This window comes from Salipaludibacillus keqinensis (assembly GCF_003226325.1).
Lineage (GTDB): Bacteria > Bacillota > Bacilli > Bacillales > Salisediminibacteriaceae > Salipaludibacillus > Salipaludibacillus keqinensis.
This window is the reverse complement of record NZ_PDOD01000002.1, coordinates 1026866-1053560: the sequence shown is the minus strand read 5'-3', so window position 1 is coordinate 1053560 and position 26695 is coordinate 1026866. Positions and strand designations below refer to the sequence as shown.

25 protein-coding genes, 16 tRNA genes, 1 rRNA gene and 1 pseudogene are annotated in these 26695 nt (G+C 40.0%); 35 read left to right on the top strand and 8 right to left on the bottom strand.

The genetic code is table 11. The features are described 5' to 3' along the window. Nucleotides 1-2: 2 nt before the first annotated feature. The 16 genes from rrf to CR194_RS12325 all read left to right on the top strand — a co-directional run bounded on the left by rrf (nt 3) and on the right by CR194_RS12325 (nt 1764). A 5S ribosomal RNA gene (gene rrf, locus CR194_RS12400) occupies nt 3-119 on the top strand. 9 nt (nt 120-128) lie between these two features. Next, nucleotides 129-204: transfer RNA gene (locus CR194_RS12395), tRNA-Ala, on the top strand. 35 nt (nt 205-239) lie between these two features. Continuing rightward, a tRNA-Met gene (locus CR194_RS12390) sits at nt 240-316 on the top strand. A 10-nt stretch (nt 317-326) separates the two neighbouring features. After that, nucleotides 327-419, top strand: a tRNA-Ser gene (locus CR194_RS12385). Between the two features lie 13 nt (nt 420-432). After that, nucleotides 433-508: transfer RNA gene (locus tag CR194_RS12380), tRNA-Asp, on the top strand. 21 nt (nt 509-529) lie between these two features. Beyond that, nucleotides 530-613: transfer RNA gene (locus CR194_RS12375), tRNA-Tyr, on the top strand. 6 nt (nt 614-619) lie between these two features. Beyond that, a tRNA-Trp gene (locus CR194_RS12370) sits at nt 620-693 on the top strand. 13 nt (nt 694-706) lie between these two features. Next, a tRNA-His gene (locus CR194_RS12365) sits at nt 707-782 on the top strand. A gap of 14 nt (nt 783-796) precedes the next feature. After that, a tRNA-Gln gene (locus CR194_RS12360) sits at nt 797-871 on the top strand. 7 nt (nt 872-878) lie between these two features. Continuing rightward, nucleotides 879-953: transfer RNA gene (locus CR194_RS12355), tRNA-Gly, on the top strand. An 85-nt stretch (nt 954-1038) separates the two neighbouring features. Further along, nucleotides 1039-1112, top strand: a tRNA-Gly gene (locus CR194_RS12350). A 19-nt stretch (nt 1113-1131) separates the two neighbouring features. Continuing rightward, nucleotides 1132-1208: transfer RNA gene (locus tag CR194_RS12345), tRNA-Ile, on the top strand. 3 nt (nt 1209-1211) lie between these two features. Beyond that, nucleotides 1212-1286, top strand: a tRNA-Asn gene (locus CR194_RS12340). Nucleotides 1287-1290: 4 nt separating this feature from the next. Further along, nucleotides 1291-1381 (top strand) — tRNA-Ser (locus CR194_RS12335). A gap of 9 nt (nt 1382-1390) precedes the next feature. Next, nucleotides 1391-1465: transfer RNA gene (locus tag CR194_RS12330), tRNA-Glu, on the top strand. A gap of 223 nt (nt 1466-1688) precedes the next feature. Beyond that, nucleotides 1689-1764, top strand: a tRNA-Lys gene (locus tag CR194_RS12325). 243 nt (nt 1765-2007) lie between these two features. Here the strand turns inward: CR194_RS12325 and CR194_RS12320 are convergent. Next, complete coding sequence (locus tag CR194_RS12320) at nt 2008-3465, bottom strand: phospholipase D family protein (protein ID WP_110609937.1); 1458 nt, start codon at nt 3463-3465, stop codon at nt 2008-2010. 447 nt (nt 3466-3912) lie between these two features. Between CR194_RS12320 and CR194_RS12315 the strand changes: the two genes are divergently transcribed. Next, nucleotides 3913-5358 (top strand): NADP-dependent glyceraldehyde-3-phosphate dehydrogenase, encoded by a 1446-nt coding sequence (locus CR194_RS12315; RefSeq protein ID WP_110609936.1) that lies wholly within the window; start codon nt 3913-3915, stop codon nt 5356-5358. Between the two features lie 264 nt (nt 5359-5622). Here the strand turns inward: CR194_RS12315 and CR194_RS12310 are convergent, their stop codons facing one another. Further along, nucleotides 5623-6474, bottom strand: a complete 852-nt coding sequence (locus CR194_RS12310) for a DUF6612 family protein (protein ID WP_110609935.1) — start codon at nt 6472-6474, stop codon at nt 5623-5625. A gap of 234 nt (nt 6475-6708) precedes the next feature. On the opposite strand from CR194_RS12310, the gene CR194_RS12305 reads away from it, so the two are divergent. From CR194_RS12305 to CR194_RS12270, 8 genes are all read left to right on the top strand, one after another. After that, complete coding sequence (locus CR194_RS12305) at nt 6709-7257, top strand: helix-turn-helix domain-containing protein (protein ID WP_110609934.1); 549 nt, start codon at nt 6709-6711, stop codon at nt 7255-7257. Continuing rightward, a complete protein-coding gene (locus CR194_RS12300) occupies nt 7250-7462 on the top strand; it encodes a PLD nuclease N-terminal domain-containing protein (protein WP_233254336.1) in 213 nt (70 codons plus the stop codon). The genes CR194_RS12305 and CR194_RS12300 overlap by 8 nt, the downstream gene beginning before the upstream one ends. Continuing rightward, nucleotides 7462-8364 carry an ABC transporter ATP-binding protein gene (locus CR194_RS12295; protein WP_110609933.1) on the top strand — a complete coding sequence of 301 codons (903 nt, stop codon included), beginning with the start codon at nt 7462-7464 and terminating at the stop codon, nt 8362-8364. Before CR194_RS12300 ends, CR194_RS12295 begins: the two co-directional genes overlap by 1 nt. Then, nucleotides 8364-9155 carry an ABC transporter permease gene (locus tag CR194_RS12290; protein WP_110609932.1) on the top strand — a complete coding sequence of 264 codons (792 nt, stop codon included), beginning with the start codon at nt 8364-8366 and terminating at the stop codon, nt 9153-9155. Before CR194_RS12295 ends, CR194_RS12290 begins: the two co-directional genes overlap by 1 nt. 822 nt (nt 9156-9977) lie before the next feature. After that, nucleotides 9978-10808 (top strand): electron transfer flavoprotein subunit beta/FixA family protein, encoded by an 831-nt coding sequence (locus CR194_RS12285; RefSeq protein ID WP_110610013.1) that lies wholly within the window; start codon nt 9978-9980, stop codon nt 10806-10808. Next, nucleotides 10805-11842: an electron transfer flavoprotein subunit alpha/FixB family protein gene (locus CR194_RS12280; protein WP_110609931.1), complete on the top strand. Its 1038-nt coding sequence runs from the start codon at nt 10805-10807 to the stop codon at nt 11840-11842. Before CR194_RS12285 ends, CR194_RS12280 begins: the two co-directional genes overlap by 4 nt. Beyond that, complete coding sequence (locus tag CR194_RS12275; protein WP_110609930.1) at nt 11835-13130, top strand: FAD-dependent oxidoreductase; 1296 nt, start codon at nt 11835-11837, stop codon at nt 13128-13130. Before CR194_RS12280 ends, CR194_RS12275 begins: the two co-directional genes overlap by 8 nt. A gap of 1 nt (nt 13131) precedes the next feature. Continuing rightward, nucleotides 13132-13413, top strand: coding sequence for a ferredoxin family protein (locus CR194_RS12270; RefSeq protein ID WP_110609929.1), 282 nt, complete (start codon nt 13132-13134; stop codon nt 13411-13413). A gap of 203 nt (nt 13414-13616) precedes the next feature. On the opposite strand, the gene CR194_RS12265 is transcribed toward CR194_RS12270, so the two are convergent. Next, nucleotides 13617-14225, bottom strand: a complete 609-nt coding sequence (locus CR194_RS12265) for an isochorismatase family cysteine hydrolase (protein WP_110609928.1) — start codon at nt 14223-14225, stop codon at nt 13617-13619. Between the two features lie 168 nt (nt 14226-14393). Between CR194_RS12265 and CR194_RS12260 the strand changes: the two genes are divergently transcribed. Both CR194_RS12260 and CR194_RS12255 read left to right on the top strand, forming a co-directional pair. Beyond that, nucleotides 14394-14891 (top strand): Lrp/AsnC family transcriptional regulator, encoded by a 498-nt coding sequence (locus CR194_RS12260; protein ID WP_110609927.1) that lies wholly within the window; start codon nt 14394-14396, stop codon nt 14889-14891. Then, nucleotides 14888-16075, top strand: coding sequence for an aminotransferase (locus CR194_RS12255; RefSeq protein ID WP_110609926.1), 1188 nt, complete (start codon nt 14888-14890; stop codon nt 16073-16075). Before CR194_RS12260 ends, CR194_RS12255 begins: the two co-directional genes overlap by 4 nt. Before the next feature lie 110 nt (nt 16076-16185). Here the strand turns inward: CR194_RS12255 and CR194_RS12250 are convergent, their stop codons facing one another. After that, entirely contained in the window at nt 16186-17532 is a 1347-nt protein-coding gene (locus CR194_RS12250) for a sodium-dependent transporter (protein WP_110609925.1), read from the bottom strand. Between the two features lie 160 nt (nt 17533-17692). Here CR194_RS12250 and yugI point away from each other — a divergent pair, with 160 nt between their 5' ends. Next, nucleotides 17693-18127, top strand: a complete 435-nt coding sequence (gene yugI, locus CR194_RS12245) for a S1 domain-containing post-transcriptional regulator GSP13 (RefSeq protein ID WP_110609924.1) — start codon at nt 17693-17695, stop codon at nt 18125-18127. Nucleotides 18128-18282: 155 nt separating this feature from the next. Here yugI and CR194_RS12240 read toward each other — a convergent pair whose 3' ends face one another. Further along, nucleotides 18283-18510: a DUF378 domain-containing protein gene (locus CR194_RS12240; RefSeq protein WP_110609923.1), complete on the bottom strand. Its 228-nt coding sequence runs from the start codon at nt 18508-18510 to the stop codon at nt 18283-18285. A 319-nt stretch (nt 18511-18829) separates the two neighbouring features. Between CR194_RS12240 and CR194_RS12235 the strand changes: the two genes are divergently transcribed. From CR194_RS12235 to CR194_RS12225, 3 genes are all read left to right on the top strand, one after another. Continuing rightward, nucleotides 18830-19996, top strand: a complete 1167-nt coding sequence (locus tag CR194_RS12235; RefSeq protein WP_110609922.1) for an iron-containing alcohol dehydrogenase — start codon at nt 18830-18832, stop codon at nt 19994-19996. A gap of 225 nt (nt 19997-20221) precedes the next feature. Then, the gene (locus CR194_RS12230) at nt 20222-21580 is read left to right on the top strand and encodes a glucose-6-phosphate isomerase (RefSeq protein ID WP_110609921.1); all 1359 of its coding nucleotides are present in this window, start codon (nt 20222-20224) and stop codon (nt 21578-21580) included. 141 nt (nt 21581-21721) lie between these two features. Further along, nucleotides 21722-22147: a YugN-like family protein gene (locus CR194_RS12225; protein ID WP_110609920.1), complete on the top strand. Its 426-nt coding sequence runs from the start codon at nt 21722-21724 to the stop codon at nt 22145-22147. Between the two features lie 2 nt (nt 22148-22149). On the opposite strand, the gene CR194_RS12220 is transcribed toward CR194_RS12225, so the two are convergent. Then, nucleotides 22150-23148 carry a potassium channel family protein gene (locus tag CR194_RS12220; protein ID WP_110609919.1) on the bottom strand — a complete coding sequence of 333 codons (999 nt, stop codon included), beginning with the start codon at nt 23146-23148 and terminating at the stop codon, nt 22150-22152. 102 nt (nt 23149-23250) lie between these two features. Here CR194_RS12220 and CR194_RS20415 point away from each other — a divergent pair, with 102 nt between their 5' ends. Next, nucleotides 23251-23409, top strand: a complete 159-nt coding sequence (locus tag CR194_RS20415; RefSeq protein ID WP_199228169.1) for a hypothetical protein — start codon at nt 23251-23253, stop codon at nt 23407-23409. A gap of 91 nt (nt 23410-23500) precedes the next feature. Continuing rightward, nucleotides 23501-23576: transfer RNA gene (locus CR194_RS12215), tRNA-Ala, on the top strand. Between the two features lie 331 nt (nt 23577-23907). On the opposite strand, the pseudogene CR194_RS12210 reads toward CR194_RS12215, so the two are convergent. Beyond that, nucleotides 23908-24123, bottom strand: a pseudogene (locus CR194_RS12210) (GyrI-like domain-containing protein); the annotation flags it as partial. A 102-nt stretch (nt 24124-24225) separates the two neighbouring features. Further along, nucleotides 24226-24978 (bottom strand): DeoR/GlpR family DNA-binding transcription regulator, encoded by a 753-nt coding sequence (locus CR194_RS12205; protein WP_110609917.1) that lies wholly within the window; start codon nt 24976-24978, stop codon nt 24226-24228. A 422-nt stretch (nt 24979-25400) separates the two neighbouring features. Here CR194_RS12205 and CR194_RS12200 point away from each other — a divergent pair, with 422 nt between their 5' ends. Then, nucleotides 25401-26111 (top strand): ribulose-phosphate 3-epimerase, encoded by a 711-nt coding sequence (locus tag CR194_RS12200; RefSeq protein ID WP_110609916.1) that lies wholly within the window; start codon nt 25401-25403, stop codon nt 26109-26111. Then, complete coding sequence (gene hxlB, locus CR194_RS12195; protein ID WP_110609915.1) at nt 26111-26668, top strand: 6-phospho-3-hexuloisomerase; 558 nt, start codon at nt 26111-26113, stop codon at nt 26666-26668. The genes CR194_RS12200 and hxlB overlap by 1 nt, the downstream gene beginning before the upstream one ends. Nucleotides 26669-26695 lie beyond the last annotated feature (27 nt).

Sequence of the window (26695 nt, the reverse complement as noted above, 5' to 3'; positions counted from 1 at the left end):
TGTCCAGTGACGATCGCGGAGAGGTCACACCCGTTCCCATGCCGAACACGGAAGTTAAGCTCTCCAGCGCCGATGATAGTTGGGGGATCTCCCCCTGTGAAAGTAGGACGTCGCTGGGCAATTATTATGGGGCCTTAGCTCAGATGGGAGAGCGCCTGCTTTGCACGCAGGAGGTCAGCGGTTCGATCCCGCTAGGCTCCACCAATTATACTTATTATAATAACATAAGATTTTTTTGTGGCGGTGTAGCTCAGCTGGCTAGAGCGTACGGTTCATACCCGTGAGGTCGGGGGTTCGATCCCCTCCGCCGCTACCATAATGATAATGGAGGAATACCCAAGTCTGGCTGAAGGGATCGGTCTTGAAAACCGACAGGGGTGTCAAAGCCCGCGGGGGTTCGAATCCCTCTTCCTCCGCCATTATTTTCTTCAAGGTCCCGTGGTGTAGCGGTTAACATGCCTGCCTGTCACGCAGGAGATCGCGGGTTCGATTCCCGTCGGGACCGCCATTTTTTTATTTGTATATTTTTGGAGGGGTAGCGAAGTGGCTAAACGCGGCGGACTGTAAATCCGCTCCTTCGGGTTCGGCAGTTCGAATCTGCCCCCCTCCACCATCTTTTAGGGGTATAGTTTAACGGTAAAACGAAGGTCTCCAAAACCTTTGATGTGGGTTCGATTCCTGCTACCCCTGCCATATCTATATTGAGGCGGTTGTGGCGAAGTGGTTAACGCACCGGATTGTGATTCCGGCACTCGTGGGTTCAATTCCCATCAGCCGCCCCATTTTTACGTATTAAAGGGCTATAGCCAAGCGGTAAGGCATCGGATTTTGATTCCGTGACCCGCAGGTTCGAATCCTGCTAGCCCTGCCAATTAAATGCGGAAATAGCTCAGTGGTAGAGCACCACCTTGCCAAGGTGGGGGTCGCGGGTTCGAATCCCGTTTTCCGCTCCATGAGCATCTATTCTATAGTTTATAGGACGAAACACCTAATAAGCTTATGAAGTAGGATGATATCTAATTACATATTTGTTTTTTCGCGGGTGTAGTTTAGTGGTAAAACCTCAGCCTTCCAAGCTGATGATGTGGGTTCGATTCCCATCACCCGCTCCATTTTTTTGTTTTCCTTAATGGGCCTGTAGCTCAGCTGGTTAGAGCGCACGCCTGATAAGCGTGAGGTCGGTGGTTCGAGTCCACTCAGGCCCACCATATTCCACAGTAGCTCAGTGGTAGAGCTATCGGCTGTTAACCGATCGGTCGTAGGTTCGAATCCTACCTGTGGAGCCATTAAGGAGAAGTACCCAAGTGGCTGAAGGGGCGCCCCTGCTAAGGGTGTAGGTCGCGTGAGCGGCGCGAGGGTTCAAATCCCTCCTTCTCCGCCACTTTATTTTGGCCCGTTGGTCAAGTGGTTAAGACACCGCCCTTTCACGGCGGTAACACGGGTTCGAATCCCGTACGGGTCACCACTTATTTTATAAAGCAGGTAAGATATCGAAGCATCATGAGTAAACCTCATTGAATAAGCTGCGAGCCATTAGCTCAGTGACGAGCAAAGCATCTATGAAACTACTACGAGTTGTTTCGACGCATGGTCATCATTGAAAAGCTAAAAGAGGAAGAAACAGGTAAGACCTCGAAGCAATCGCTTCGTCCGTAGGCATCATGAGTAAACCTCATTGAATAAGCTGCGAGCCATTAGCTCAGTTGGTAGAGCATCTGACTTTTAATCAGAGGGTCGAAGGTTCGAGTCCTTCATGGCTCACCATTTTAAACATTCAAAGCTTTCCTACTTGTAGGAAAGCTTTTTCTTTTTATACAACCTCGAAGGCTTATTAGTGGTCTTTATCCTTTTCCGCAACAGTCTCAAGAAAATCATTCATTCGACACCAAACGTTTGCCAAAAAACATTTTAATGATTTAGACAGTCAACAAACATGTCTTTGTATTCAAAAAAACAGTTAAGGAGCTCAGAATACTCTGATACAACTACTTAACTGCTTTTTTTTGTTTAATAGGTTGTCAAGTACGTCCATCGCTGTAAACGGTACGTGAAACGTTTCCATAAAGCTAAATCATCGTAATATTCGTCTATGGTGTCCGTATAGAGGATGTCGTCTTCATTGTTCCATATCTTCTGAAAATAATCATAAACATCCATTGCAAGTTCTGTGTCGTTTTCAGCGATAATTTTGATAGAGGCGTCTAAATTAAAGTCATCAAGGTTTCTTCGGGTGAAGTTGGAAGAACCTCCGAGCATGACTGATTCTTCGTTGCCTCTGATTAACATTAACTTGGTGTGGAATTGATTCTTTTCTGTGTGGAACCAGCGAATTTGAATATCACCATCTGATCTTTCAAACATTTCAGCCGCAGAAGGTCGATTAGGAAGGCCGGTTGTTTCTTGACCAAAGGAATAGTTATTAGGATCTAAGATGATCCGCACGTCTACTTGCCTTTGAGATGCTTCCACGAGCGCATCAATGATTGGAGATTTCGATAGTAAATACATACCTATATATATTGTCTCATCTTGGGCCGTTGCATTGATTTCTTCGATGATATGATTTTTAATCTTACCTTCAGTGAGATGCTGAGCGTATAGTTGAGGGTCCCCTTCCACATCATCAATAATGAATTCATCTTCCTCAGGAAAAGGAATCTCTTCATCAGTTGAAAAATCTATTACAGCTTTTTCCGCTTCCCACACATCTTTAATCACGGCGCCTTCAACTTTAAATCCAATGTTACTATAGTAGCCGCTGCCATCATGAGGATTTGCTGAAGTGATAAACGCCTCTTGTTCAGTAGCGACGAGTTTTCTATGGTTTGCTTTTAAGTTGAGCATCTTTAAATACGATCTAGCTGTTAATGACGGAGCATCATCACTTAGTGGATGTGGAAGCCAACCGCGATCGCCACGTCCAAACCATTGGAAAAATGTTCGATAGAAGGTAGAATATATTGGTTTTCCATCTCTCAACTCGGTTAAATCACTGATGACGACATGAACATTATTTTCTTTTAATGCATCTAAATGTTTAGAGGAGTGAGAACCATAACCGAGGTTAAATTCATCTGTAATAAAAATAACTTCAAGATCAGGATGATCCTGTTTTTTTTGAATAATCGCATCAGTTAATTGACCGCTTAATTCAGGCATATCTATCTCTCGATCATGATAATCATTAAATAAAAACATGTCGAGAATTAACCAATCTTCTGCTCGATCTATGACTTGGAGTATTTCATCATAGATTGATTGATCGGCGACCCATTCATTATTTTCCTCATATGTAAGATCATAATAAAATGCTGCATTATTGATTGCATGAAGCTCTCCTTCATAGCTGACCCCATCAGGTAAAGGTTTTAATAGACCGTATATGAACACACAGATTAATATAAAAATGATTAATAATAGACCAACGTAAAACCAAGTATTTTTAAATAAACGCTTTACTCTCATGGATTCTATTCCTTTCTTGAAACTACCTACTTATTCCCTTTCATGCTCTAATTATAAGCAGTGAACCTTAACTCTAGCATACCCCGAACAGAAAAGCATGATATCTCTCCAGATGAGAAAGATTAGGCCGCCATTTAAAAAGATTAATCATTAAGCTCTTCTCAAATTGGAATTCCCTGCAAATCATTATAGATTGCTGATGACTTGAATTGTTGTCCATTAGCAATCTTATTTGACTAGATTCCCATCGTTATGCTCCGATTTTTCTTTGCTGCAACGGTGATTGCTGGTGTTAATCACCAACCTCGACCTAAGCTCGGAAGCAAATATTTTAAATAATTTGATTTTTTTTGAGCATATGGGTTGTTTGTAAGAGTTTTCACATGTTTTAATAAGAAACATTGAAAGCGAAATGCTTTCTTACTTTAAAGAAATGGAGTGATCACAATGGAATTAAAACGAAGTCAAAAAATCTATCCATATCTTTTTAACAATGAGTGGAAAGAAAGTGACAGCGGAGAAACTGTTCAGATAAAATCTCCCGACGATGGACAAGTGGTAGGAGAAGTACCGGCTATGAGTCAAGAAGAGGTAGACAGAGCTGTTCAAAGCACATCTGTTGTACAGGAAAATTGGGAAGCATCAGAAGGGCATGAACGCTCTGAACTTCTTCATAGATGGGCGGATGAATTAGAAAAAATGGCAGATGAAATTGGTCAGATGATTCATTTAGAAGTAGGAAAGACTCCCTCTTCTGCTAAAGGAGAAGTGAAACGTACGGCACAATTGATTCGTCATACTGCTGAAGAAGGTTTACGTACTCACGGAAGTTTCATCCAAGGTGATGCGTTTCCTGGAGCGTCCAAATCGACAAAGGCTATGGTTCAAAAAGTTCCGCACGGTGTGGTTCTAGCGATCTCTCCTTTTAACTATCCGGTGAACTTAGCAGCATCAAAAATTGCACCTGCATTAATTACAGGAAATACGGTCGTCTTCAAGCCGGCAACTCAAGGAGCAATCAGTGGGTTGTTAATGGTAGAAGCACTTGTGAAAGCTGGTTTACCAAAAGGAGTATTAAATGTTGTAACAGGGCGAGGATCAATAATTGGAGACTATGTTGTGACCCATCCAAAAGTCGACATGATCACGTTCACTGGCGGAACGAGCACGGGACAACACATCGCGAAAAAAGCTTCAATGATTCCTGTTGTTCTAGAGTTAGGTGGAAAAGATCCAGCCATTGTATTAGAAGATGCAGATTTGGATAAGGCAGCAAAAGAAATTGTTGGCGGGGCTTTAAGTTATTCAGGTCAACGTTGCACGGCAATCAAACGGGTCATGGTCATGGACAAAGTAGCTGATGAGTTAGTGGCTAAGATCAAAGCAAATGTAGCAGAATTGACTGTAGGGACATCCGATCAAAATGCGAATATTACGCCGATGATCGATCAGAAATCAGCGGACTTCGTTGTTTCATTGATTGAGGATGCAAAGAAAAAAGGAGCTACTGTCGTTTCTGAAGGCATTCAAGAAGAAAACTTACTTGGTGCCACGGTTCTTGATCATGTGACGGAAGATATGGATGTTGCATGGAAAGAGCAGTTCGGGCCAGTGCTGCCTATTATGCGCGTTGAGAACGAATTAGAAGCGATTGGCTTAGAGAAGAGAAATGAATATGGCTTGCAAGCGAGTATTTTCACAAAGAGAATTGAAAATGCCTTTGCCATTGCAGATAAGTTAAATGTAGGTACGGTTCAAGTGAACGGGAAAACATCTCGCGGACCGGATCACTTCCCATTCTTAGGTGTGAAAAACTCTGGTCAAGGGGTGCAAGGGATTGGACGAAGCATCGATTCCATGCTCAGGGACAAAGTGCTCGTGTTAAATTTATAAATGATGATGAAAGCTGCTCAGTTAAACGCTGAGCAGCTTTTTTTAGGAGGAGAGGCAAAGGGATGAACTATGTCGAAATTTGTTATAGGCAGGGGCTTACGCGCTATGTGAACGAATGTATGCGCTGTGAGACAGAACTCCCACGCTATAGTAACGAATGTATGCGCTATAAAATGCAAATCACGCGCTATAAGAATAAATCCACGTGCTATACGAACTCAAGTTTTTTCGAAGCAACTTTAAAGGTGTTTGCGCGTTTAGCTTTTATTGTCCTGCACCCATCATCTCTTCCTCAGACATTTCTTTGGCATTATCTAGAACGTCTTGCGGGACTTCAATTGGATCTACTTCGTTAAAGTCTGTTAACACCATATCCACTGTTTGTTCTGTAGTCATGGATTCACCCATCATATCCATATTCATGGTCATTTCAATTGTCGATTCAGTTTGATAAAAAGATTCTTTATCTATGGTTATTTCATAATTCAATGCTTCTACATCAATGTCGCCCATCATCTCACTCATCATCGGATCCATATTTTCCATGCCCATACCATTCATCTCCGCCATGAATTCATCCATATCGATGCCTTCGCCTGTTAGGGTAATCAAGTAAGAATCATCTGTTGTCTCGATAGATAAGTCAGAAATATATTCTTTAAAGGGTTTCAGTTGGTCTTCCGGACTCATTTGCGCATCAGACATAGCTAATATCTCATCCATAAAACTTTCAGGTAACTTTATCCAATCACCTGTGGTCGGATCTTCAACAAAAAAGCCATCTTCCTCCGTGAAATAAGTCAAGTACTCCATGACTGCTTCTTCCCCCAAGCCCATGTCTCCCATATTCATTTCAGTTGTTTGCTTCATAGCGATAGGATCCAAGAATAGAGACGTGGTACTTGAAGAGTTGATAGACATCCCTTCCTCATCTCCCACGTTCATTACTTGCTGCATATCCATTGTCATTGAATAAGACTCTAAAGATTCCATTGCAGAGATTGATTCATTAAGTATTTCTTCAACACTCATTCCGTCATCTGAGGTCATGTCACCACAGGCTGTTAAAGCTACAAGTGTTCCGGCTGAAACAAGTGTTAGTAAACCTTTTTTCATAATGCATTCCTCCAAATATTTTCTATACATATTTCTACGACGGAAGAGTAGTGAAGTTTCACTTTCTATGGAATTAGTCTATATAGACCCTGTTATTCTCTTATGCACCATTAAAAAATCCATCAAAATGGCTCCGGAAAATTATTATCAAAATTGATAATTACCAGTAGACACCAAAAATTTAATCATATATGATAATATTATCGAATATGATAATAACGGAGGTTTTTATGTATGAATGAGTCTAAAGCTGATGCGATCCTTCACCCCATTCGCATGAAGATTTTACAAGCTTTAGCACGGCAATCGATGACCGTCCAAGAAATGGTCGAATATTTAGAGACTGTGCCTCAAGCTACCCTTTACAGGCATTTAAATATGTTGAAAAAGCATGATATCGTACATATCATGGAAGAAAAGCAAGTGAGAGGAACGGTAGAGAAGAGGTACACGTTAAACGAAGAGAGTGCGATCATGTCAGGTGACGAAGCGGAACAGATTAGTAAAGATGATCATATTCGATATTTCATGACGTATTTTGCAATGATTTTGAAACAATTTGAAGAATATTTAGACGGAGACGTGAATTTTGAAGACGATGGTTTTGGTTATCACCAATTAGATTTGTATTTGAATGACGAAGAATACAGGAAATTCATTTTGGAGTACCGGGAATTACTTCAAAAATATAGTCAGCAATCATCACTGAATGACAGAAAACGAACACTTTCAACAGTCCTCATCCCTGAACAAAAACGAAAAGGAGGAGAGGAAAATGAATGAGTTAACAGAAGCAATGCAAAATATTAACTGGGCTCTTGTAGCTCCAATTATTGTGTTGCAATTTATTCTAATGGTGGTCGCGTTAGTCGACTGTCTCAAACAGAATCAGACGAATGGACCTAAATGGATATGGATCATAGTGATTCTTTTTATCAATTTGATCGGACCGATACTCTATTTTATTTTTGGCAGGAGGAGTAATTAATGAGTTTAATTGAAACTTCCTCGTTAGGGAAACGGTTCAACGATACTGAAGCTGTTAAACAACTAAATTTATCTGTCCGCGAAGGAGCTTGTACTGCTCTCTTAGGTCCGAACGGTGCAGGGAAAACGACAACATTGAATATGCTGACTGGTCTCATGAAACCGACAGAAGGAACCATTCAATTTGATGCAGCTTACGAAGGAGATCGAAGAAACTATCTCGGTTACTTACCCCAATACCCTAAATTTTTCGGCTGGATGTCAGGGGAAGAATATTTGATTTTTGCGGCTGAGCTCGCAGGTTTACCTAAGAAACAAGCAAAAATCAGTGCTAGTGAAATGTTGGAACTGATAGGGTTACAAGACGACGGAAAAAAGAGAATCTCAGGATACTCAGGAGGGATGAAACAAAGACTGGGGATCGCTCAGGCATTAGTCCATAGTCCAAAATTAATCATTTTAGATGAACCGGTTTCAGCTTTAGACCCCATCGGTAGAAGAGAAGTGCTTGAATTAATGAAAAGGTTGAAAACACACACGTCTATTCTGTTTTCTACACATGTTCTACATGACGCTGAAGAGGTTTCCGACGATATTTTCATTATGAATAAAGGGACTGTGGTCATTGAAGGTAGCTTGAGAGAACTTCAACAAACGCATCAGAAACCTGCGTTTTTCCTAGAAACGGAAAAGTCTCCTGAGGAGTGGTTGCATACATTAAAGGAGCAAGACTGGGTTGTTGATTGGGAGCTGGATCATCATAGATTAATGATCACCGTTGATAATATGGAAAAAGCTCGTGCAAACCTCTTGAAGGATGAGCATTTACATGAATTGAAACTGGTGAAATTTGAAGTAGCCAAGACCTCTCTAGAAGATTTGTTTATGAAGGTGATTTCATGATGAGACAGTGGATGGTTCTCTTCAAAAAAGAGTGGACAGAGTCGTTAAGAAATTTCAAATGGCTGTGGCTCCCCATTGTATTTATTGTATTAGGAGTGATGCAGCCGATTACCTCTTACTACTTTGCAGATATTATAGAAAATTTTGGCGGACTTCCCGAAGGTGCCGTGATGGACATTCCATTGCCCACTGGAGCAGAGGTGTTAGCAGGTACATTGGGTCAATTCAGTCAAATAGGCTTTCTCGTTCTTGTCCTAGCTTTTATGGGAACCGTTGCTACTGAGAAGACAAGCGGGACGCATATTATGGTGTTAGTGAAACCTGTTTCTTACTCAAGCTACTTAACGGCTAAGTGGGTTCATATATTAATGCTAACGTTAGGTTCCTATGTTATTGGGTTTAGCGCAGCGGTATATTACACGTTTCTTCTTATAGACCAGGTACCCATGAGTCACGTACTGAGCGGAGCGTTGGTTTATGCTGTGTGGATCTCATTCGTCATGACCCTTGTATTATGTCTTAGTGCTTTGTTTAATAGTTCAGCCCTTGTGGCTTTTGGATCACTCGGCACAGCTCTATTATTAAGTATATTAAGCATGTATGTTCCTGAACTAATGATGTGGTCACCAGGCATGCTCTCAAGTCACAGCTATTCGTTGTTTTTCGTAGGAGAAGCGGATGAAGGATTTTGGTTAAGCATGGGGGCTACTGTTGCTTTGATGGTCGTTATGATGGTATCGACGATCCTACTATTTAATAAAAAAGAATTGGCTAAAGACAGTGGTGCATAATTATAAGTTGAACGACAGAATATTATCTGTCGTTTTTTTGTCTGAATGAGGAGGGGCATGTGCGTCTATCGGTGAAAATCGTGTGTCTATCAGCGAAATGCAGGTCTCTATAGGCGAAAAACGACCTTCTATTGGAAAATTTCACTGTTCTATCGGCATATTGAAATAATTATAAATAAGCAAACCCAATTAAAAAGTTAGTAAATTCAATAACGACTCAGTCCGACCTTTTAAAAGGACAACTTACTTAAGGGATCGCAATATAAACACACTATTAATATTAAAAAGTTTAAAAAGTTTGACTTTTTCGTGAATTGATGAATTTGAGGTTGTTACCCTTCGTGAAATTTGGTATAAATAAACTAAGGAAACGCTTTCAGACCTTTTTGTTTAAAATGTTTATAAAGATCCACTTCACTGGAAGTTTTTCTACTGACAAGAATTGACGAAGGGAGGAAAGCTGAATTATCGAATGGAAACATCAAAAAGATTGGATCTTTTTATAGGTAAGATAATCCTTGTTAAATAAAATATAGGAAAAATCTACAGCAATAGAGATGAACAGATGGAAGAAAAGAATGGTATGAAGCGATTCGTAAATTGCTGATCGTTTTTGCACCTATGTTCGTGAATGATTGAACAAACTTTTCTGCAGGTAACTGTTGAAATTAGTTTGATTTGCTGTGAGTTTATGAAGCTATGAAAATGAGAAAAGGGGAATTTTCTCAAACATCTGTGAAGCTTAGATGATAGTAAGGCGACTAATCTATTCTAAAAGACTAATGGAGTTAATCAAGATGAATGAAAGAGGGTGGGGAACAAATGAATATTCTAGTCTGTATTAAACAAGTACCTGATACGAAGATCATTAAAGTAAATCCGAAAACGAACACACTGGATCGTTCCAGTGCGCCAACTATCTTGAATCCTTACGATGCCCATGCAGTGGAAGAAGCTGTTCGGCTGAGGAAAGAGCACGGTGGAAAGATCATTGTCCTATCCATGGGACCGCCGCAAGCGAGGTTAGCGATTCGTAAGTGTATTGAAATCGGTGCGGATGAAGGATATTTGATTTCGGACCGTCGTTTTGCTGGAGCGGATACGCTGGCGACAAGTTATGCCTTGTTTAAAGCGATAGAAAAGCTCAAAGAAGAAGAAGGAATTGAATTAGTTCTTTGCGGAAAGCATGCGATTGACGGAGACACGGGGCAAACTGGACCAGGTATTGCAAGAAGAATGGGAATTCCTCCTTTGACGAATGTCATCAAGGTAGAAGAAGTGGATCTAGACAAAAAGCTCATGAAAGTACGTAGAAAGATTGAAAATGGTTATGAATTGATACAAACTTCTCTACCGTGTTTGTTAACAATTGAGAAAGAAATGAATGAAGTTTCCTATTCACCACTACCAAATATGATGAGAGCTGCACGTTACGAACCGATTGTTTGGACAGTAGACGATTTAAATGACGTAGATATTAAACAATTAGGTTTAAAGGGATCTCCAACAATCGTAGGGAAAATGTGGCCGCCAGAAAAAAGTTCAGGGGCCGAAATGATTGAAGGATCTACAAAAGAACAAGTGGAGAAACTTTTGTCTGTCACATACGAAAAGCGTGAGTTGTTTGGTGTGAAAGGTGGGGAAAAATCATGAACTTAGAGGAATACAGAGGCGTGTGGGTGTTTATCGAGCAACAAGAGGGGCAAATTATTGACGTTGGTTTGGAACTATTAGGGGCAGGAAGAGATTTAGCTGATAAATTGGAAGTAGACTTGTGCGGGGTATTGCTAGGGCACAATGTGAAAGATTCAGCAAAAGAATTATTCGCCTATGGAGCGGATAAAGTGTATGTCATTGATGATCCTGTATTAGAGAAGTACCGAACTGAGACCCATATGACAGCTGTTGGGGATCTCGTTCGTAAATACAAGCCGGAAATATTCATTTATGGAGCGACCTCCAACGGCAAAGACTTGGCAAGTGCTGTTGCAACAGAGGTCATGACGGGACTGACAGCAGATACGACGTTACTAGATGTCAACGTAGAAAAGCGTCTTTTTGAAGCTAGTCGACCAGCTTTTGGCGGAAATATCATGGCGACCATTTTGTGTAAAAAGCACCGCCCACAAATGGCAACTGTCCGGCCAAAGGTTATGCCTAAACCGGAGCCTGATCATACACGAAAAGGTGAAATCATTGAAGAAAAAATTTCGATTAAAGAAGAAGACCTCCGCACTAAAGTACTTGAAATCGTCAGAGATATGAATAAAGCAGTGAACCTAGAAGATGCGGATGTGATTGTCGCGGCAGGTAAAGGGATTAAAGATGAAAAAGGGTTCGCCATGGTGAAGGAATTAGCTGATGTTTTAAATGCCACCGTGGGTGCGAGCCGTGACTTAGTTGAAGCAGGACTTTGTGGACACGATCATCAAGTCGGACAAACAGGATTAACCGTCACACCGAAAATCTATTTTGCCATTGGGATCTCAGGAGCTGTGCAACATGTGGTGGGTATGCAAAATTCAGAAATGATTATTGCTATTAATAATGATCCAGAAGCAGCCATATTCAATGCAGCTCACTATGGAATTGTTGCAGATGCTTTTGAAATAGTACCAATGCTAACAGAGGAATTTCGCAAAGCGTTAAAAGGCGAAAAAGCAGGGGGAGTGACAGCCGATGTCTGAGAAATTTGATGTGATTGTTGTAGGAGCTGGTCCAGCAGGAACGAGTTGCGCATATACTGCAGCACAGAAAGGATTAAAAGTATTATTAATTGAAAGAGGGGAGTACCCAGGGTCTAAGAACGTGATGGGGGGGATCCTTTATCGGAAGCAGCTAGAAGAGATCATTCCTGAATTTTGGCATGAAGCACCCATTGAACGACCAGTGGTAGAACAGCGATTCTGGTTTTTAGATAAGGAATCTATGGTTACAACGAGTTATAAAGGTCTCGAATGGGCGAAAGAACCTTACAATAACTTCACTGTGCTCCGGGCTAAATTCGATAAATGGTTTGCAGAAAAAGCAGTGGAACAAGGAGCTTTGTTGATTAACGAAACGGTCGTCACCGAGTGTATTGTCGAGGACGGGAAAGTGGTAGGAGTAAGGACGGATCGCCCTGATGGTGATGTGTATGCAGATGTAGTTGTATTAGCCGACGGAGTCAACTCGTTACTTGCAAAACAACTGGGATTCCATAAAGAATGGAAGCCAAATGAAGTAGCGTTAACGGTTATGGAAGTATTGAAGCTCCCTTCAAAAACGATTAACGAACGATTTAATGTTCAAAACAATCAAGGGGTCTCTGTTGAAATGTTTGGGGATGCTACACACGGGTTATTAGGAACAGGTTTTATCTATACGAATAAAGATAGTATTAACGTCGGTGTCGGTACAACGCTCTCCTCCATGATAAAAAAGAAGTTAAAACCATATGATTTATTAGAGCATGTGAAAAATCATCCGATGATTCAGCCGTATGTAGAAGGAGGAGAAACACTGGAATATTTAGCTCACCTCATCCCTGAAGGTGGGTACAATACCGTACCAAAACTTGTTGGAGATGGTGTCATCGTCACAGGAGATGCAGCTCAATTTGTTAATGCTATTCATCGAGAAGGGTCTAACATGGCCATGTCCTCCGGTAAGATTGCAGCTGAGACGATAGCGAAAGCAAAAGAAACGGGCGACTTCTCTGAACGATCTCTCGATTCATATCGCACGGAAATCTATGATAGCTTTATCGGAAAAGATTTAAAGAAATACAAAGATGCAGCTCATACGTTCGAAGAGAACCCGCAATATTTCCAAGAATATGTACCATTAATGAACCAAGCGATGAACACGTTCTTTACGGTTGATGGGACACCGAAGTGGGATAAACAAAAGAAAATCATTGCGAAAATGACAGCCGGCCGTGGGAAAATTGGATTAGCAAAAGACATGTATAAAGCATGGAAGGCGGTGAAGTAATATGGCAAAAACATTGGAAGATAAGCAATATTTACTTCGATTTAACTGTGATCAGAAGTCACATTTGGAAGTGTTGGATCATCAAGTGTGCGCGACACAATGTCCAGATAAGGATTGTACGATCTTTTGTCCTGCTGAAGTGTATAAGTGGGAAGGCGATAGAATGTTTGTAGGATATGAAGGATGTCACGAGTGCGGCAGCTGCCGGATTGGATGTCCTCACCAAAACATCAAGTGGGAATATCCTAAAGGCGGTCACGGCATTGTATTCCGTTTAGCATAAGGGGAAAAAAGAAAGTAGGACCTCGAGAACCCTCGTCTCGAGGTCTTTGCTTGTTTAAGGAAAGGTTTCCAAAACAAAGCATTATAAATCAGTGGTAGATATGGCAAAGTTATATCTTAACACTATTAATATGGTGTTAATTATAGCGCATTCATGAAATTCCGTAAAGTCCGACAATTAAAGACAGAATATTCAATTTTTCATTAGTTAGATTCGTTTCGCCATTCATATTTTATCTTTTCAAGATCTAATTTCGTTGAGGGAGTAGTATCGGCTTTTAAGACCCGTTCCATCAAGTGAAGGGCTTCATCATTTTCTTCGCTAGAGTTTGAAGCGACACAATCCGATGGAATATATAATTTGTAGTCTCTCATAAATGCATCATTTGCAGTGAAGTGAACACACATATTGCCAGCAACCCCTGCAATAATCAAGGACTTTACATTTAAATACTCGAGCAGTAACTCTAGTGGAGTCATGAAAAACGCAGAATATTGAGGCTTTAGAATGAAATAGTCTGTTTCAACGGGTTCAAGCAAATCAACAATCTTTTTTCCCCGTTCTGACTGACGCATCTCATCGACAATTCCGGGGAAATCGGATTGCCATTTCCCATAATTGTCATTTACATACAAGACGGGGATTTCTAGTTGCTGAGCTTTCTTTTTCAATTCCGCTAAGTTCTCAGCTGCAGGCACCGTATGTTTAAAAAGTTTCTCACCATCTACAAAATCATAATCGCTAATCATGTCCACTAATAGAATAGCGACATGCTGGTAATCATGCACATGGGGGTTATTATTACTTGTCATAAAATAATTCTCCTTTCCGTTCAAGTTACACCTAGTATGAAGAGTCAACCTCGTGTAGAATATAGTGAAATCAACAATTATCCTAGTAAGTTGAACCACATGATTAGAATTCCCTTTACGTATAAATTAAAACAGGAATTATAGTCAGAGCAGGAGGCGCGAAATCACATGAATGATAAAGAGCAAGAATTACTATTATTGATTGAAAAAGAAGGTAGAATGTCTGAAGACAAGTTAGCGAAAATGCTGGATACTTCTCTAGATGATGTATCCGAGATGTTGAGATCCTTAGAGAAAAGGAAAATCATTCTTGGTTACTCAGCGATTATTGATTGGACAAAAGTCAATGTGTCAGAGGCAGTGACTGCGATGATTGATGTGAAAGTCACTCCTAAAAGAGGAGTGGGGTTTGATGAAGTCGCTGAAAGAATTTATCGATTTAAAGAAGTGAAGGCACTTTACCTTATGTCAGGTACGTATGATTTATCAGTCGTGATTGAAGGAAGGTCCATGTCTGAGATTGCCAATTTTGTTTCTGAAAAGCTGTCCACGTTGGATTCTGTTATCTCAACGACAAGTCATTTCCAATTAAAGAAATATAAGCATGATGGCGTCGTGTTTGGTGAGGATGACGAAGGAGATCACAGGATGGTGGTGTCTCCATGACGTCGGTGAAGTTAGACCATCAACCTCAATTATCAGACGCAGTAAACCGAATTCAACCATCTGGTATTCGTCGCTTTTTTGATTTAGCTTCGTCCATGGATAATATTATTTCATTAGGCGTAGGTGAACCGGATTACGCTACACCTTGGAATGTCCGCGAAGCAAGTATTCATTCTCTTGAGCGTGGTGTCACTTCCTATACAGCCAATGCAGGGCTAATAGAACTTCGAGAAGCGATCTCTAGGTATTTAGAGAGGAGGTTCCAAGTCTCTTATGACCCTAAAGATGAAGTAGTTGTGACAGTTGGAGCAAGCGAAGGAATCGATTTAGCTTTGAGAGCCATTTTAAACCCAGGGGATGAAGTATTAATTGCTGAACCCTGCTTTGTTTCTTATGCACCACTCGTCTCATTAGTTGGAGGCATTCCCGTTCCTATTCCCACGTCGATTGAAACGAATTTTGAAGTAGTGGCCCAAGATGTGGAAGCAAGAATAACAGAAAAGACTAAAGCGATTATGCTTTCGTTCCCCAATAACCCTACGGGAGCGGTCATGGGAGAAGCGGGATTAAAACAGATTGCTCAAGTCGTATTAAAACATAATTTGGTTGTACTATCAGACGAAATTTATGCGGAATTAACGTATGATGACGAGCATATTAGTGTGCCAGCTATTGCAGGTATGCGAGAGCGTACTATCCTTATTTCTGGCTTTTCGAAAGCATTTGCTATGACCGGCTGGAGAATTGGTTATGTCACAGCGCCGGCAACGTATGCGAAAGCGATGTTAAAGATTCATCAATACTCGATGATGTGTGCTTCAACCATGGCTCAGTATGCTGCACTGGAAGCGATAACGAACGGTCGGGATGAAATGGAAGAAATGATCATGAGTTACCGTCAGAGAAGAAATTATTTTGTGAAGTCTTTAAGGGAAATTGGCTTAACGTGTCATACACCTGGAGGAGCTTTTTATGCCTTTCCATCGATAACAGATACTAACCTTTCTTCAGAACAATTTGCTGAACAACTGCTGTTGGAACAAAGAGTGGCTGTCGTGCCAGGCCATGTATTTGGTGAAGGCGGTGAAGGGCACATTCGTTGTTCGTATGCCGCATCAATGAGCCAATTAGAAGAGGCCGTAGACAGAATGGGCGAGTTTTTAATAAAGCGAAAACGAGCATAGAAAAAAGAGCCCCTTTTCATGGGGCCCTTAACAAAAGGGGGAATACTAGGTTGTATAGTTGATATTTTAGCCATTGTTGATCATTCTATACATGACCGGGTCATTTTGTCCTAAATAATCCCTAAAACATGTAAGAATGCGAATACTATGGCGATTGGGATAATATACTTCACTAAGACAAACCAAATGTTAAACCAGAACATCTTAATCGAAGACCCTTGCTGAATCTCTGCGGCGAGGGTTTTCTTATTGATTTTCAGAGGTACAAAGATCGCAATAAGCAAGGCTCCTATCGGTAAAAGGATGTTACTGACGACAAAGTCAAGAAAATCAAAAAATGTTAGTCCGAAAAAATACGGGTCAGAAAGAACACCATAAGATAGAGCTGATGGAATGCCCATCATAAAGATTAGCATACCAGCGATCCAAGCTGATTTTTTTCGTTTAGTTGGGTCATTTTTTGTCATGGATGCTACGACCATTTCAAGTAAAGAAAAGGCAGACGTTAAGGTAGCAAATAACAGCAAAGCCATAAATAAGATAAAGAACAAATTCCCTAAAGGAATACTGCTAAACACTGCTGGAAGAACTATAAATAGTAAAGGCGGCCCTTCCGTTGGCTCTAATCCAAAAGCAAATACAGCTGGGAAAATAGCTAACCCTGCTAACAGGGAAATGAAAATGGTCAACCCTACGATGGAAACGGCTGATTTCGGTAAGCTTTCTTTTGATTTCAAATAAGAACTGTACGTAACCATGATTGAAACTCCAAGGCTTAGTGAAAAGAAAGCCTGACCTAAAGCATATAATATCGTATCCCCTGTCATAGATGAGAAGTCGGGTAATAAGAAGAACCGGACTCCCTCTGCAGCGCCATCCAATGTAAGAGAGCGGATAACGATAAGAATAAACAAGACAAACAATGCTGGCATCATCCATTTGGAAGACCTTTCAATTCCCTTCTGGACACCACCTTGAACGACGAGAATCGTCATTAAAATGAAAATTAGATGGGCAAAGACAGCCAAGTAAGGATTAGCAATGGTATTCTCAAACATCGCTCCGAATTCATCTGGTGACATTCCGTTGATATTTAACGTAAATGCTCGATACAAGTAAACGACTATCCATCCCCCTACAACACTGTAGAAAGACAATAATAGGAAAGAAGTACATACACCTAGTTTTCCTATCCAGTGCCATTTACTGCCGGGGGCTATGGTCCGATAGGCTGAGATCGCTTCTTTTTGCGTATGGCGACCGACTGTAAATTCTGCTAACAATAACGGGAGGCCTAATAAAATGGTAAATAATAAAAAGATGACAAAAAATGCGCCTCCCCCACTTGTTCCGGCAACATATGGAAGTTTCCAAATGGCTCCTAATCCTATAGCTGAGCCAGCAGCTGCTAAAATAAATCCTAATTTCGATGTCCACTGATCCGTTTTTTGTGGCATAAGTAAGTAACCTCCTCTATTAAGGCAATTGTTATAATATAAATCTGAAGATGACGCATGTCAAGAAAAATTAAATTTAAAGAAGCTTGATAATTTTTTTGTCATGTGTAGAAACCTGTGTTATAATTACACAGTTAATAAATAATTAGGAGTTGTTTTCATGTCAGGTCAATATGAAGTAGGAAGTATCGTTGAAGGAAAAGTAACTGGAATTAAGCCATTTGGTGCCTTTGTTGCGTTAGATGAGAAGAAGCAAGGACTTGTTCACATTTCACACATTGCTCACGGGTACGTTAAAGATATTAACGAGCAATTAACTGTTGGAGATCAAGTGAAAGTAAAAGTTCTTTCTGTGGATGAAGAGTCAGGTAAGATTTCTCTTTCCATTAAAGAAACGCAACCTAAGCCAGAGCGCACAGAGCGTCCTCGTCCACAAGGCGGAGCTCCTCGTGGCGGCGGTGGTGGAAACAAGCGTGCTGGTGGCGGACAACAAAGCCAAGCACAAGGGTTTAACACGCTTGAAGATAAGTTGAAAGATTGGTTAAAGCAATCTAACGAAATTCAAGCTGATTTAAACAAGCGCATCAAAAAATAATTGGTTTTCAGCTTTTCTGAAACGATAAAGAGGTAGCTCCCCAGGGGCTACCTCTTTTCTTTCGTCTTCTGAGATTGTGTTAAGCCATATTGGTTCATGGAAACATTCGAATGGTTTCATTAGAATGGACTAGAAGCCGATAAAGGGAACCGAAATTACCTTTGTGGTTCAGGGCTTCTCTCATATTCTTCTGATGGCTTAAACAATAGCGAGATACAATATAACCCTGCCAATCCTACGAGGGCATAAATGAAGCGAGAAAATCCAGCTGCTTGACCTCCAAACATCGCTGCTACGAGATCAAATCGGAAGAAACCTATTAATCCCCAATTCACAGCACCGATAATGGTTAATACTAAAGCTGTTCTTTGAATTCCGTTCATGCGCTCCTCACCTCCTTATAAGGGGTAAATTAGTCATCATCGAAGCAAAGCTGCTTCTCCCTTTAGAATGATGAAAGTAAACTAAAATTATTCATAAACTGAAAAGATATAGCGATAAATTCTTTGAATCCTATATAACTCAAGGATTTTTCTTGCGAATATCCAGCTGAATATAAATTTTTAACGGTTGAAAAGGTTTTAGTCTATCGCATCATAAAATCAACAGCTTAATTAAAATCCAATCTTTTGCTTTTTAGCAAACCTATAAGAGATAATATACATGGCAACCGAACAAACAGTTGAAAGGAGTAAGATATTTATGGATCGATTTATTTATCAAAATCCAACTAAATTGATTTTTGGTCAAGGTCAAGTTCAAGAACAACTAGTAGAGCAGCTTAAGCCTTTTGGTCAAAAAGTTCTGCTCGTTTATGGTGGAGGAAGCATTAAGCGAAATGGCCTTTACGATGAAGTGATTTCGTTATTGAAAGCTCATAATTTTTTCATCTCAGAACTAGAAGGTGTGGAGCCTAATCCACGACTTTCAAGTGTTCGTCGTGGTGTAGAGATATGTAAAGAGAAAGACATCGATGTGATTTTAGCTGTCGGAGGTGGAAGTGTCATTGATTGTACGAAAGCCATCGCAGCAGGTGCGAAATATGATGGAGATGCTTGGGACCTTGTAACGAAAAAAGAGACCCCAAAAGACGCTTTGCCTTTTGGTACGATTCTTACCCTTGCTGCAACGGGATCGGAAATGAATGCAGGATCGGTTATTACAAATTGGGAAACGCATGAAAAATATGGATGGGGAAGTCCTTTAGTATTTCCTAAATTCTCAATCCTAGATCCGGAAAATACATTATCGGTTCCAAAAGATCATACTATTTATGGAATTGTCGACATGATGACACACGTGCTAGAACAATACTTCCATGTTCAGGAAAATACGCCACTTCAGGAAAGAATGTGTGAAGCAGTTTTGCATACGGTAATCGAAGCAGGTCCTGAATTAGTAAATAATTTAGACGATGTTGAGCGTCGTGAAACAGTTCTTTATTCAGGGACCATTGCGTTAAACGGAACGTTGCAAATGGGGACACGAGGAGACTGGGCGTCTCATAACATCGAACACGCAGTGTCTGCTGTTTACGATATTCCTCACGCAGGAGGTTTGGCGATTTTATTCCCACAATGGATGAGGCATCACCTGAACCAAGGAGAAGATAAATTAGTTCAATTGGCCACACGAGTCTGGGGAGTTGACCCTGAAGGAAAATCTAGCCAGCAAATAGCCGAAGAAGGCATTCAAAAGCTGGAAGAATTTTGGACATCTTTAGGTGCTCCAAGCCGATTGGCTGATTATGATATTGATGACAGTCAACTGGATGTTATTGCTGATAAAGCGATGATTAACGGAGAGTTTGGGAACTTTAATAAATTAAATAAAGACGATGTGTTAGCTATTCTAAAGGCATCGTTATAATCTACATTTATTCCGGGAGATATTCATCTTCCGGTTTTTTATATCGAAATGTTCGTTGAAAATATGGAATAAATTGTTTCCCCGGGATTTGTTTGGCTTGTAAATACTCATTTCAGAAAAAGTTCACAATTGCAATCGTTTACATACGGAGGTTTACTTGATTCTTGTCATTCGTTTTAATAAAGTGAAGAGTGGAAGAAGTTAAATATACGGAGGAGATCAATTATGACAAAGACCCTTTCATTTGATTATTCAAAAGCTTCATCATTTTTGGCACAACATGAAGTAGATTATATGGCAGAGACAGTGAAATCTGCTCACGACGCTCTTCACAACGGAACGGGCGCAGGTAGTGAGTTTTTAGGATGGGTAGATTTACCGGTAAATTATGATAAAGAAGAATTTTCCCGGATCCAAAAGTCGGCAGACAAGATCAAATCTGACTCTGATGTGCTGATCGTCATTGGGATTGGCGGCTCTTACTTAGGAGCGAGAGCGGCGATAGAAGCGTTAACTCACACGTTTTATAACGAGTTAGATAAAGAAGATCGCAAAACTCCGCAAATTTTCTATATTGGAAACAATATTAGTTCCACGTATGCTCGTCACCTTCTTGAAGTCATTGAAGGAAAAGATGTTTCCTTAAACGTGATTTCAAAGTCTGGAACAACGACAGAACCGGCTATTGCCTTTCGAATTCTTCGTGAGTATGTAGAGAATAAATACGGAGTAGAAGAAGCTCGTAAGCGTATTTATGCTACGACAGACAAGGAAAAAGGAGCTCTTAAGCAATTAGCCAATGAAGAAGGCTATGAATCCTTTATCATTCCTGACGATGTGGGCGGGCGTTTCTCTATTTTCACAGCGGTAGGATTGCTTCCAATTGCAGCTGCTGGCCTTGACATTGAAGCGATGATGAAAGGAGCGGCCGATGCTCGCGATACTTACAGCTCTCCTGAATTAGCGAACAATGAAGCTTACCAATATGCAGCAGTTAGAAATGCTCTTTATAACAAAGGAAAACTCGTTGAATTGATGGTGAACTATGAGCCTGCCTTACATTACGTAGGTGAATGGTGGAAGCAGCTTTATGGCGAGAGTGAAGGAAAAGACGGTAAAGGGATTTTCCCAGCAGCGGCTGATTTCTCCACGGACTTGCATTCATTAGGTCAATATGTCCAAGATGGACGTCGTGACCTTTTTGAAACGGTTCTTCATGTTGGAAATGCCAAAGAAGAAATGACGATCGAGAAAGCGGAAACTGATTTGGACGGCTTAAACTACTTAGCTGGAAAAACGATGGGATTCGTTAATGACAAGGCATACGAAGGAACATTGCTAGCTCACCTTGATGGAGGCGTACCAAACCTCATCATTGAAATACCTGAGCTCAATGAATATCATTTCGGTCAGTTGATCTATTTCTTTGAGAAAGCGTGTGCGATCAGCGGATACTTATTAGGGGTGAATCCATTTGATCAGCCTGGCGTAGAAGCATACAAAAAGAACATGTTTGCTTTACTAGGAAAGCCTGGTTTTGAAAAGCAAAAAGCTGAATTAGAAAAGCGTTTAGAAGAAAAGTAATCGATCCGAGCACGTCTCATGTGAATGAGGCGTGCTTTTTTTATTTCGCATGCATGATTTGACCAAAAGCGAATGAATTCATAAGCTCATTTAATTTGGGAAAACTAATCCTACTTGAATAATATCAGGGAGGAATAGATCATGATTGAGGTGCCATCACGACTAGAAAATCAAACGTTCAAATTGTATGACTTAGAGAAAAAACTGAAGCCGATCGGTTATGTGATTGGCGGAGGATGGGAGTATGATCATGGATACTTTGATTATCAGATGGAGGATAATGGAAGTTATTTGTTTGTAAGGCTCCCCTTTGAAGCGGTGGAAGGTGAGGAATTGGATGTGAAAGGGGTCCATGTCACGCTTGGACGACCTTTCTTGTTAGCACACAAGTATCAACGGGGACTGGACGATGAGGTCCATGATCCCAATCCTTTGCTGAATCAGTTTTCTGAACCTCAAGATCCAGATGCGGAATTTCCTAAGGAATGGATCCAATCTGGACAGGACTATGTTCGTGAATTGGAACAAATTATTTTAAATGATGTGGAAATCTCTCCACGTAATTAGCACTATCGTTTCACATAAATGAGTTCGTCATCTTCTTTTAAGAAAAAGTCATCAGCAGGATGAAGAATCGTTTCAGTCCTACGTCTAACACCGAGCAAAAATTTTTCCCGGCTATTTTCCTTTTCAGTGGCATCGGCAAATGTTTTCCCAACAAGGGTATCAGGTAAAGAGTGGATACAAAGATGATCTTTTTGAGAGTGATCAAGCATTTGCGCAATGACATCTGTTAACCCGTGATAGAGAGATGCATTCATCAAGAGCAAACTGACGTGAAAAGAAGCTTCTATGACCTCGTCTGCTCCGGCTCTTTTAGCATTTTTCAGTTGATCTTGTGTAATGATTTCTGCAATACAATAAAGGTTGGGGTTTAAACCTTTCATCGATATCAATGTCAAAATGGTGTTAGCATCGGCCAACCTTTCTTCCACATGAAGGTTAGCTGTGATCACGACGGTTTCTGCATCTTTAATGTTTCCACGGACCAAGGCTTCGTCTTCTCTAGGACTCCCTTTGATAAAACGAACGGATTTATATTCATGAGGGAGTTTAGGGAGCGTTTCATCGATTAAGACGATTTCTTTATAAGGATAAAGTCGATGGGTTTCACGAATGAGCATTCTACTTCGCTCATTCCATCCGATAACGAGCAAATGTCCACTATTTTTGAAAGACCCTAACCCTTTCTCACGTTGCTCTTTGATCACGAGCGTGGAAGCAGCTAGATTCGTAACGAAAAAAGAAAAAATTGCGATCCCTGTAAGAATTAGTAACATTCCTAACACTCGCCCAAGTAAACTTTCAGGGACATAATCACCATACCCTACTGTAGAAATGGTCACGACCGTCCACCATATTCCTGAGAACACGTCAGGAAAAACGTTCGGCTCGATTTCGTGCATGATGAACCCAATCATTACGACAAACAAGAAAATTCCTAAGACCACTTTTATTAACATCATCTTTTTTCCGTATATTTCTGATAACAATGCTTCTCGGAACATGATCTTCTTCCTTTCAAACGGTTCTCTCCTTCATTATGGTCAAAACATAATGCAATTCATTCACAATTTTGGTACGATAGGACAAGTGAAGGAGGAAAGGCCATGTTCCAAGCAGTTGTTTTCGCCATTACCATGTTCATCGGATGGATTATTTTCGATGCAATTAAACATAAAAAAGTCATTAAAGAAAACGTGATTTCAGGCTTTATCGCAGCCGTTGTTGCAGGCTTCGTATGGTACATATTGTTTATTATTTTTTAAATGTAAACAAATTTCGCAAAACCTCTTGCCTTTCGACACATTTCTATATATAATTTTAAATTGTGAGTAACATTCTTCACAAATGGTTTATGGGGCATTAGCTCAGCTGGGAGAGCGCTTGGCTGGCAGCCAAGAGGTCAGCGGTTCGAGCCCGCTATGCTCCACCATACATAATGTGTATAACGACGCGGTTCTTCGTCTTAACGAGGAGTTGTGTCGTTTTTTTATTGTGGGGTATGTGCTCATTAAGTTAGCTTAAGTTTTATTGATAGCTCGGTTGGGAGAGGGCTTAGCCTAATGACTGAAAGCCGAACTTTTTCAAATTCATTCCATGGGAAAAGGGAGAAGTAACAAAGACAATAGCTACCTCTTTTAATATCCGATATTTACCAAGTTTTAGGGTCCCCCCATTCATTCTTAAAAGCCCTTTCTGTGCTCAGAAAGGGGCGAAACTTAGTTTATTCATTTTTTCTCAACGGGTACTTGCAATTCTGTGAGTTAATCTTCTTCGTTGTCTTGAATCCATTTGAATACGTAGGCATAGGCTTCACCTAGCTGATTGTAGGGCCCTTTATGCAGGAGGGTGACAGCCTGAACGCTGTTTATTCGTTTGAACGTAATAGTGTCTGTCTCTACCTCAAAGGTTTCTACGGCTTCGCAAAACTCCACCTCAAAATCTCTTTCTTTGTACTCACCGTCCAAGTATACAATGAATGAATACTCCGGTTTTTCTTATAGATTTAACCGTATTTATAAGTACAAAATAAATAAACCAAACAACACCGTGCTGTTGTTTGGTTTATTCCTCCAGTGTGATTATTCAGTGATTACAGATATTTGTTGACTTTCGTATAATCTTATAACATCTGGTTGAATATTATCTGTAATTAAATAAGTTAAGACGTTTGAAGGGGAAACAATGTGATTCGAAAAAGTATTTAATTTATCAGATGTGACCATAGCTAGTATCTCATTTGATATAGCTGCCATTTTTCTTTTAACAGCAGCTTCAGCTAAATTGGGTAAACTAATTCCAATGTTAGCATCGATTTTATGAATGCCCATTAAGTACAAGTCAGCCCTCATATTATTTAAGGATTCCACCGTTTCAATCCCTAAGTTTACCATGGATTCTTTGAATAAAGTCCCTCCGATCATGATGACTTCAATATGGTTATGATTTTTTAACGCCATGGCAATTGGCGGACTGTTTGTAATGACTGTTGCTTTTAACGTTAAAGGCAGCTGATTTACGAAGTGTAAATTTGTAGTTCCTCCATCTATTAATAAGACCATGTTTTCCTTCACAAATTCTAATGCCTTATTGGCCAAATCCATTTTAATTTCACTCTTTACTTGCTGCCTTGTATAAAAGTCTACTACTGGTGGGCCTACTCTCAATGCTCCGCTGTGTACTCTCCGTATTAAATCCTTTTTATCAAGTTCTTTTAAGTCTCTGCGTATTGTATCTTCTGAAACGGAAAGTCGTTGGCTTAGATCACTAGCAATCACCTTTTGTTCATCATTTAAGATATTTAATATTTTCTGTTGCCGCTCTTGTTTTAGCAAGTCATTTTCACCCTTTACAATTATCTAATTTATATTTAATGTTATCACAATCAAAGACGAATACGCAAAAATTAACACAAACATGCAAATAAACGCAAAATAAAACGTAAATAAGCGCAAAAAGTTGTTTACTTTTTAAAGTAAACGCTTTATACTTTAAAAAACAGCATATAAATGCACAAACAAGCAAATGGAATTAGGGGGTATGCGTAAATGTCATTTACGAATCTTTTAGTCCGATGAAAGACTTACCACTCGAATTTATTAAATTAAACCTGTTGTAAAAAGCTTAACTCTATCGGGGAAAGTATTATATGTAACATAAAAAGATGCAAGCCGAAAATGGTAAAGAACATGAAAATTAAGAAATAATTGCTATTATACTTTTAAACTTTTGAAAAAAAGCACAAGGAGGCAGTAACATGCAGAAAAGGGAAATAACTATTGCTCCGTCCATTATGAGTTCGGATCTATGTAATTTAGAAAAAAGTGTGAAGGAGATTGAAAGAGAAGGAATAGACACTTTACACATTGATATCATAGACGGTGCTTTTAGTCCGAGTATGCCTTTAGGTATCGATACAGTTAAACAATTGAGAAAAATTACAGATATAGATTTCGATGTTCACTTAATGGTCAATGATAATGAATTTTTTATTCAAGAGATGATTGATATAGGTGTGGAACAAATTTCCTTCCATTTAGAAACCAGCGTTCATATTGATCGTTATGTGAACTTAATTAAAGAAAGCGGAACAAAAGTAGGTGTCGCATTGACTCCTTCAACGCCATTGTCAGCTTTGGAGTATATATTACCTCAATGCGACACGGTGTTGTTAATGCTAATCAATCCTGGGTTTGCAACAAATAAGAACGAAAAGCAAATACCGTATGCTGTTCAAAAAGTAAAAGATCTAAACCAGCTCATTAAAGAGAAAGGCTTAAATACCAAAATCGAGGTAGATGGCAGAGTTTCCTTGGAAACTATTCCAGGCTTAGTTGAAGCTGGAGCGGATATCTTAGTTGCAGGAAGTACAAGCTTATTCATTAAAAATAGAAGCCTGGCTGAAAATAAACAAATCATGGAAGAACAAATTTCCAAAGGGCTTAATAAAGAGGAGGCAGTAAAATAATGAATTACAACGACGTTCAAAATGAAATCAAAGCAGAAATTTCAAATACATTGGGGCAGATTGATAGTGAAAGCGTAGAGAGGTTATTAACCGAGATTAAACAAGCGGATAAAGTATTTTTTGTAGGTGTCGGAAGAGTGCTGCTTTCATTAGAAGCGGTAGCTAAGCGATTGGCACATCTCGGTGTTAAAACTTATGTGGTGGGGCAAATCACAGAACCGGCCATTACAGATAAAGATTTATTAATAGTCGGTTCAGGTAGTGGTGAGTCTGCATTCCCATTAATTATTGCTGAAAAAGCAAAGAAATATAATGCTAGAGTTGCTCACATTGGGGCTAATCCTGACTGTTCAATGAAGGCGTATTCGGATCATTTTGTAAGGATCCCGGTTAGTACCAAACTACAATTACCTAATGAAATTCCGTCCGTTCAGCCCATGACGAGTTTATTTGAACAAAGTTTGCTATTATTAGGTGATTCGTTAGCATTAATGCTAATTCGCGAACAAAATATTGATATGCCTAGTCTCTGGGAGTATCACGCTAACTTAGAGTAATGATTGAATGTCGGAATTTTTGCGAAT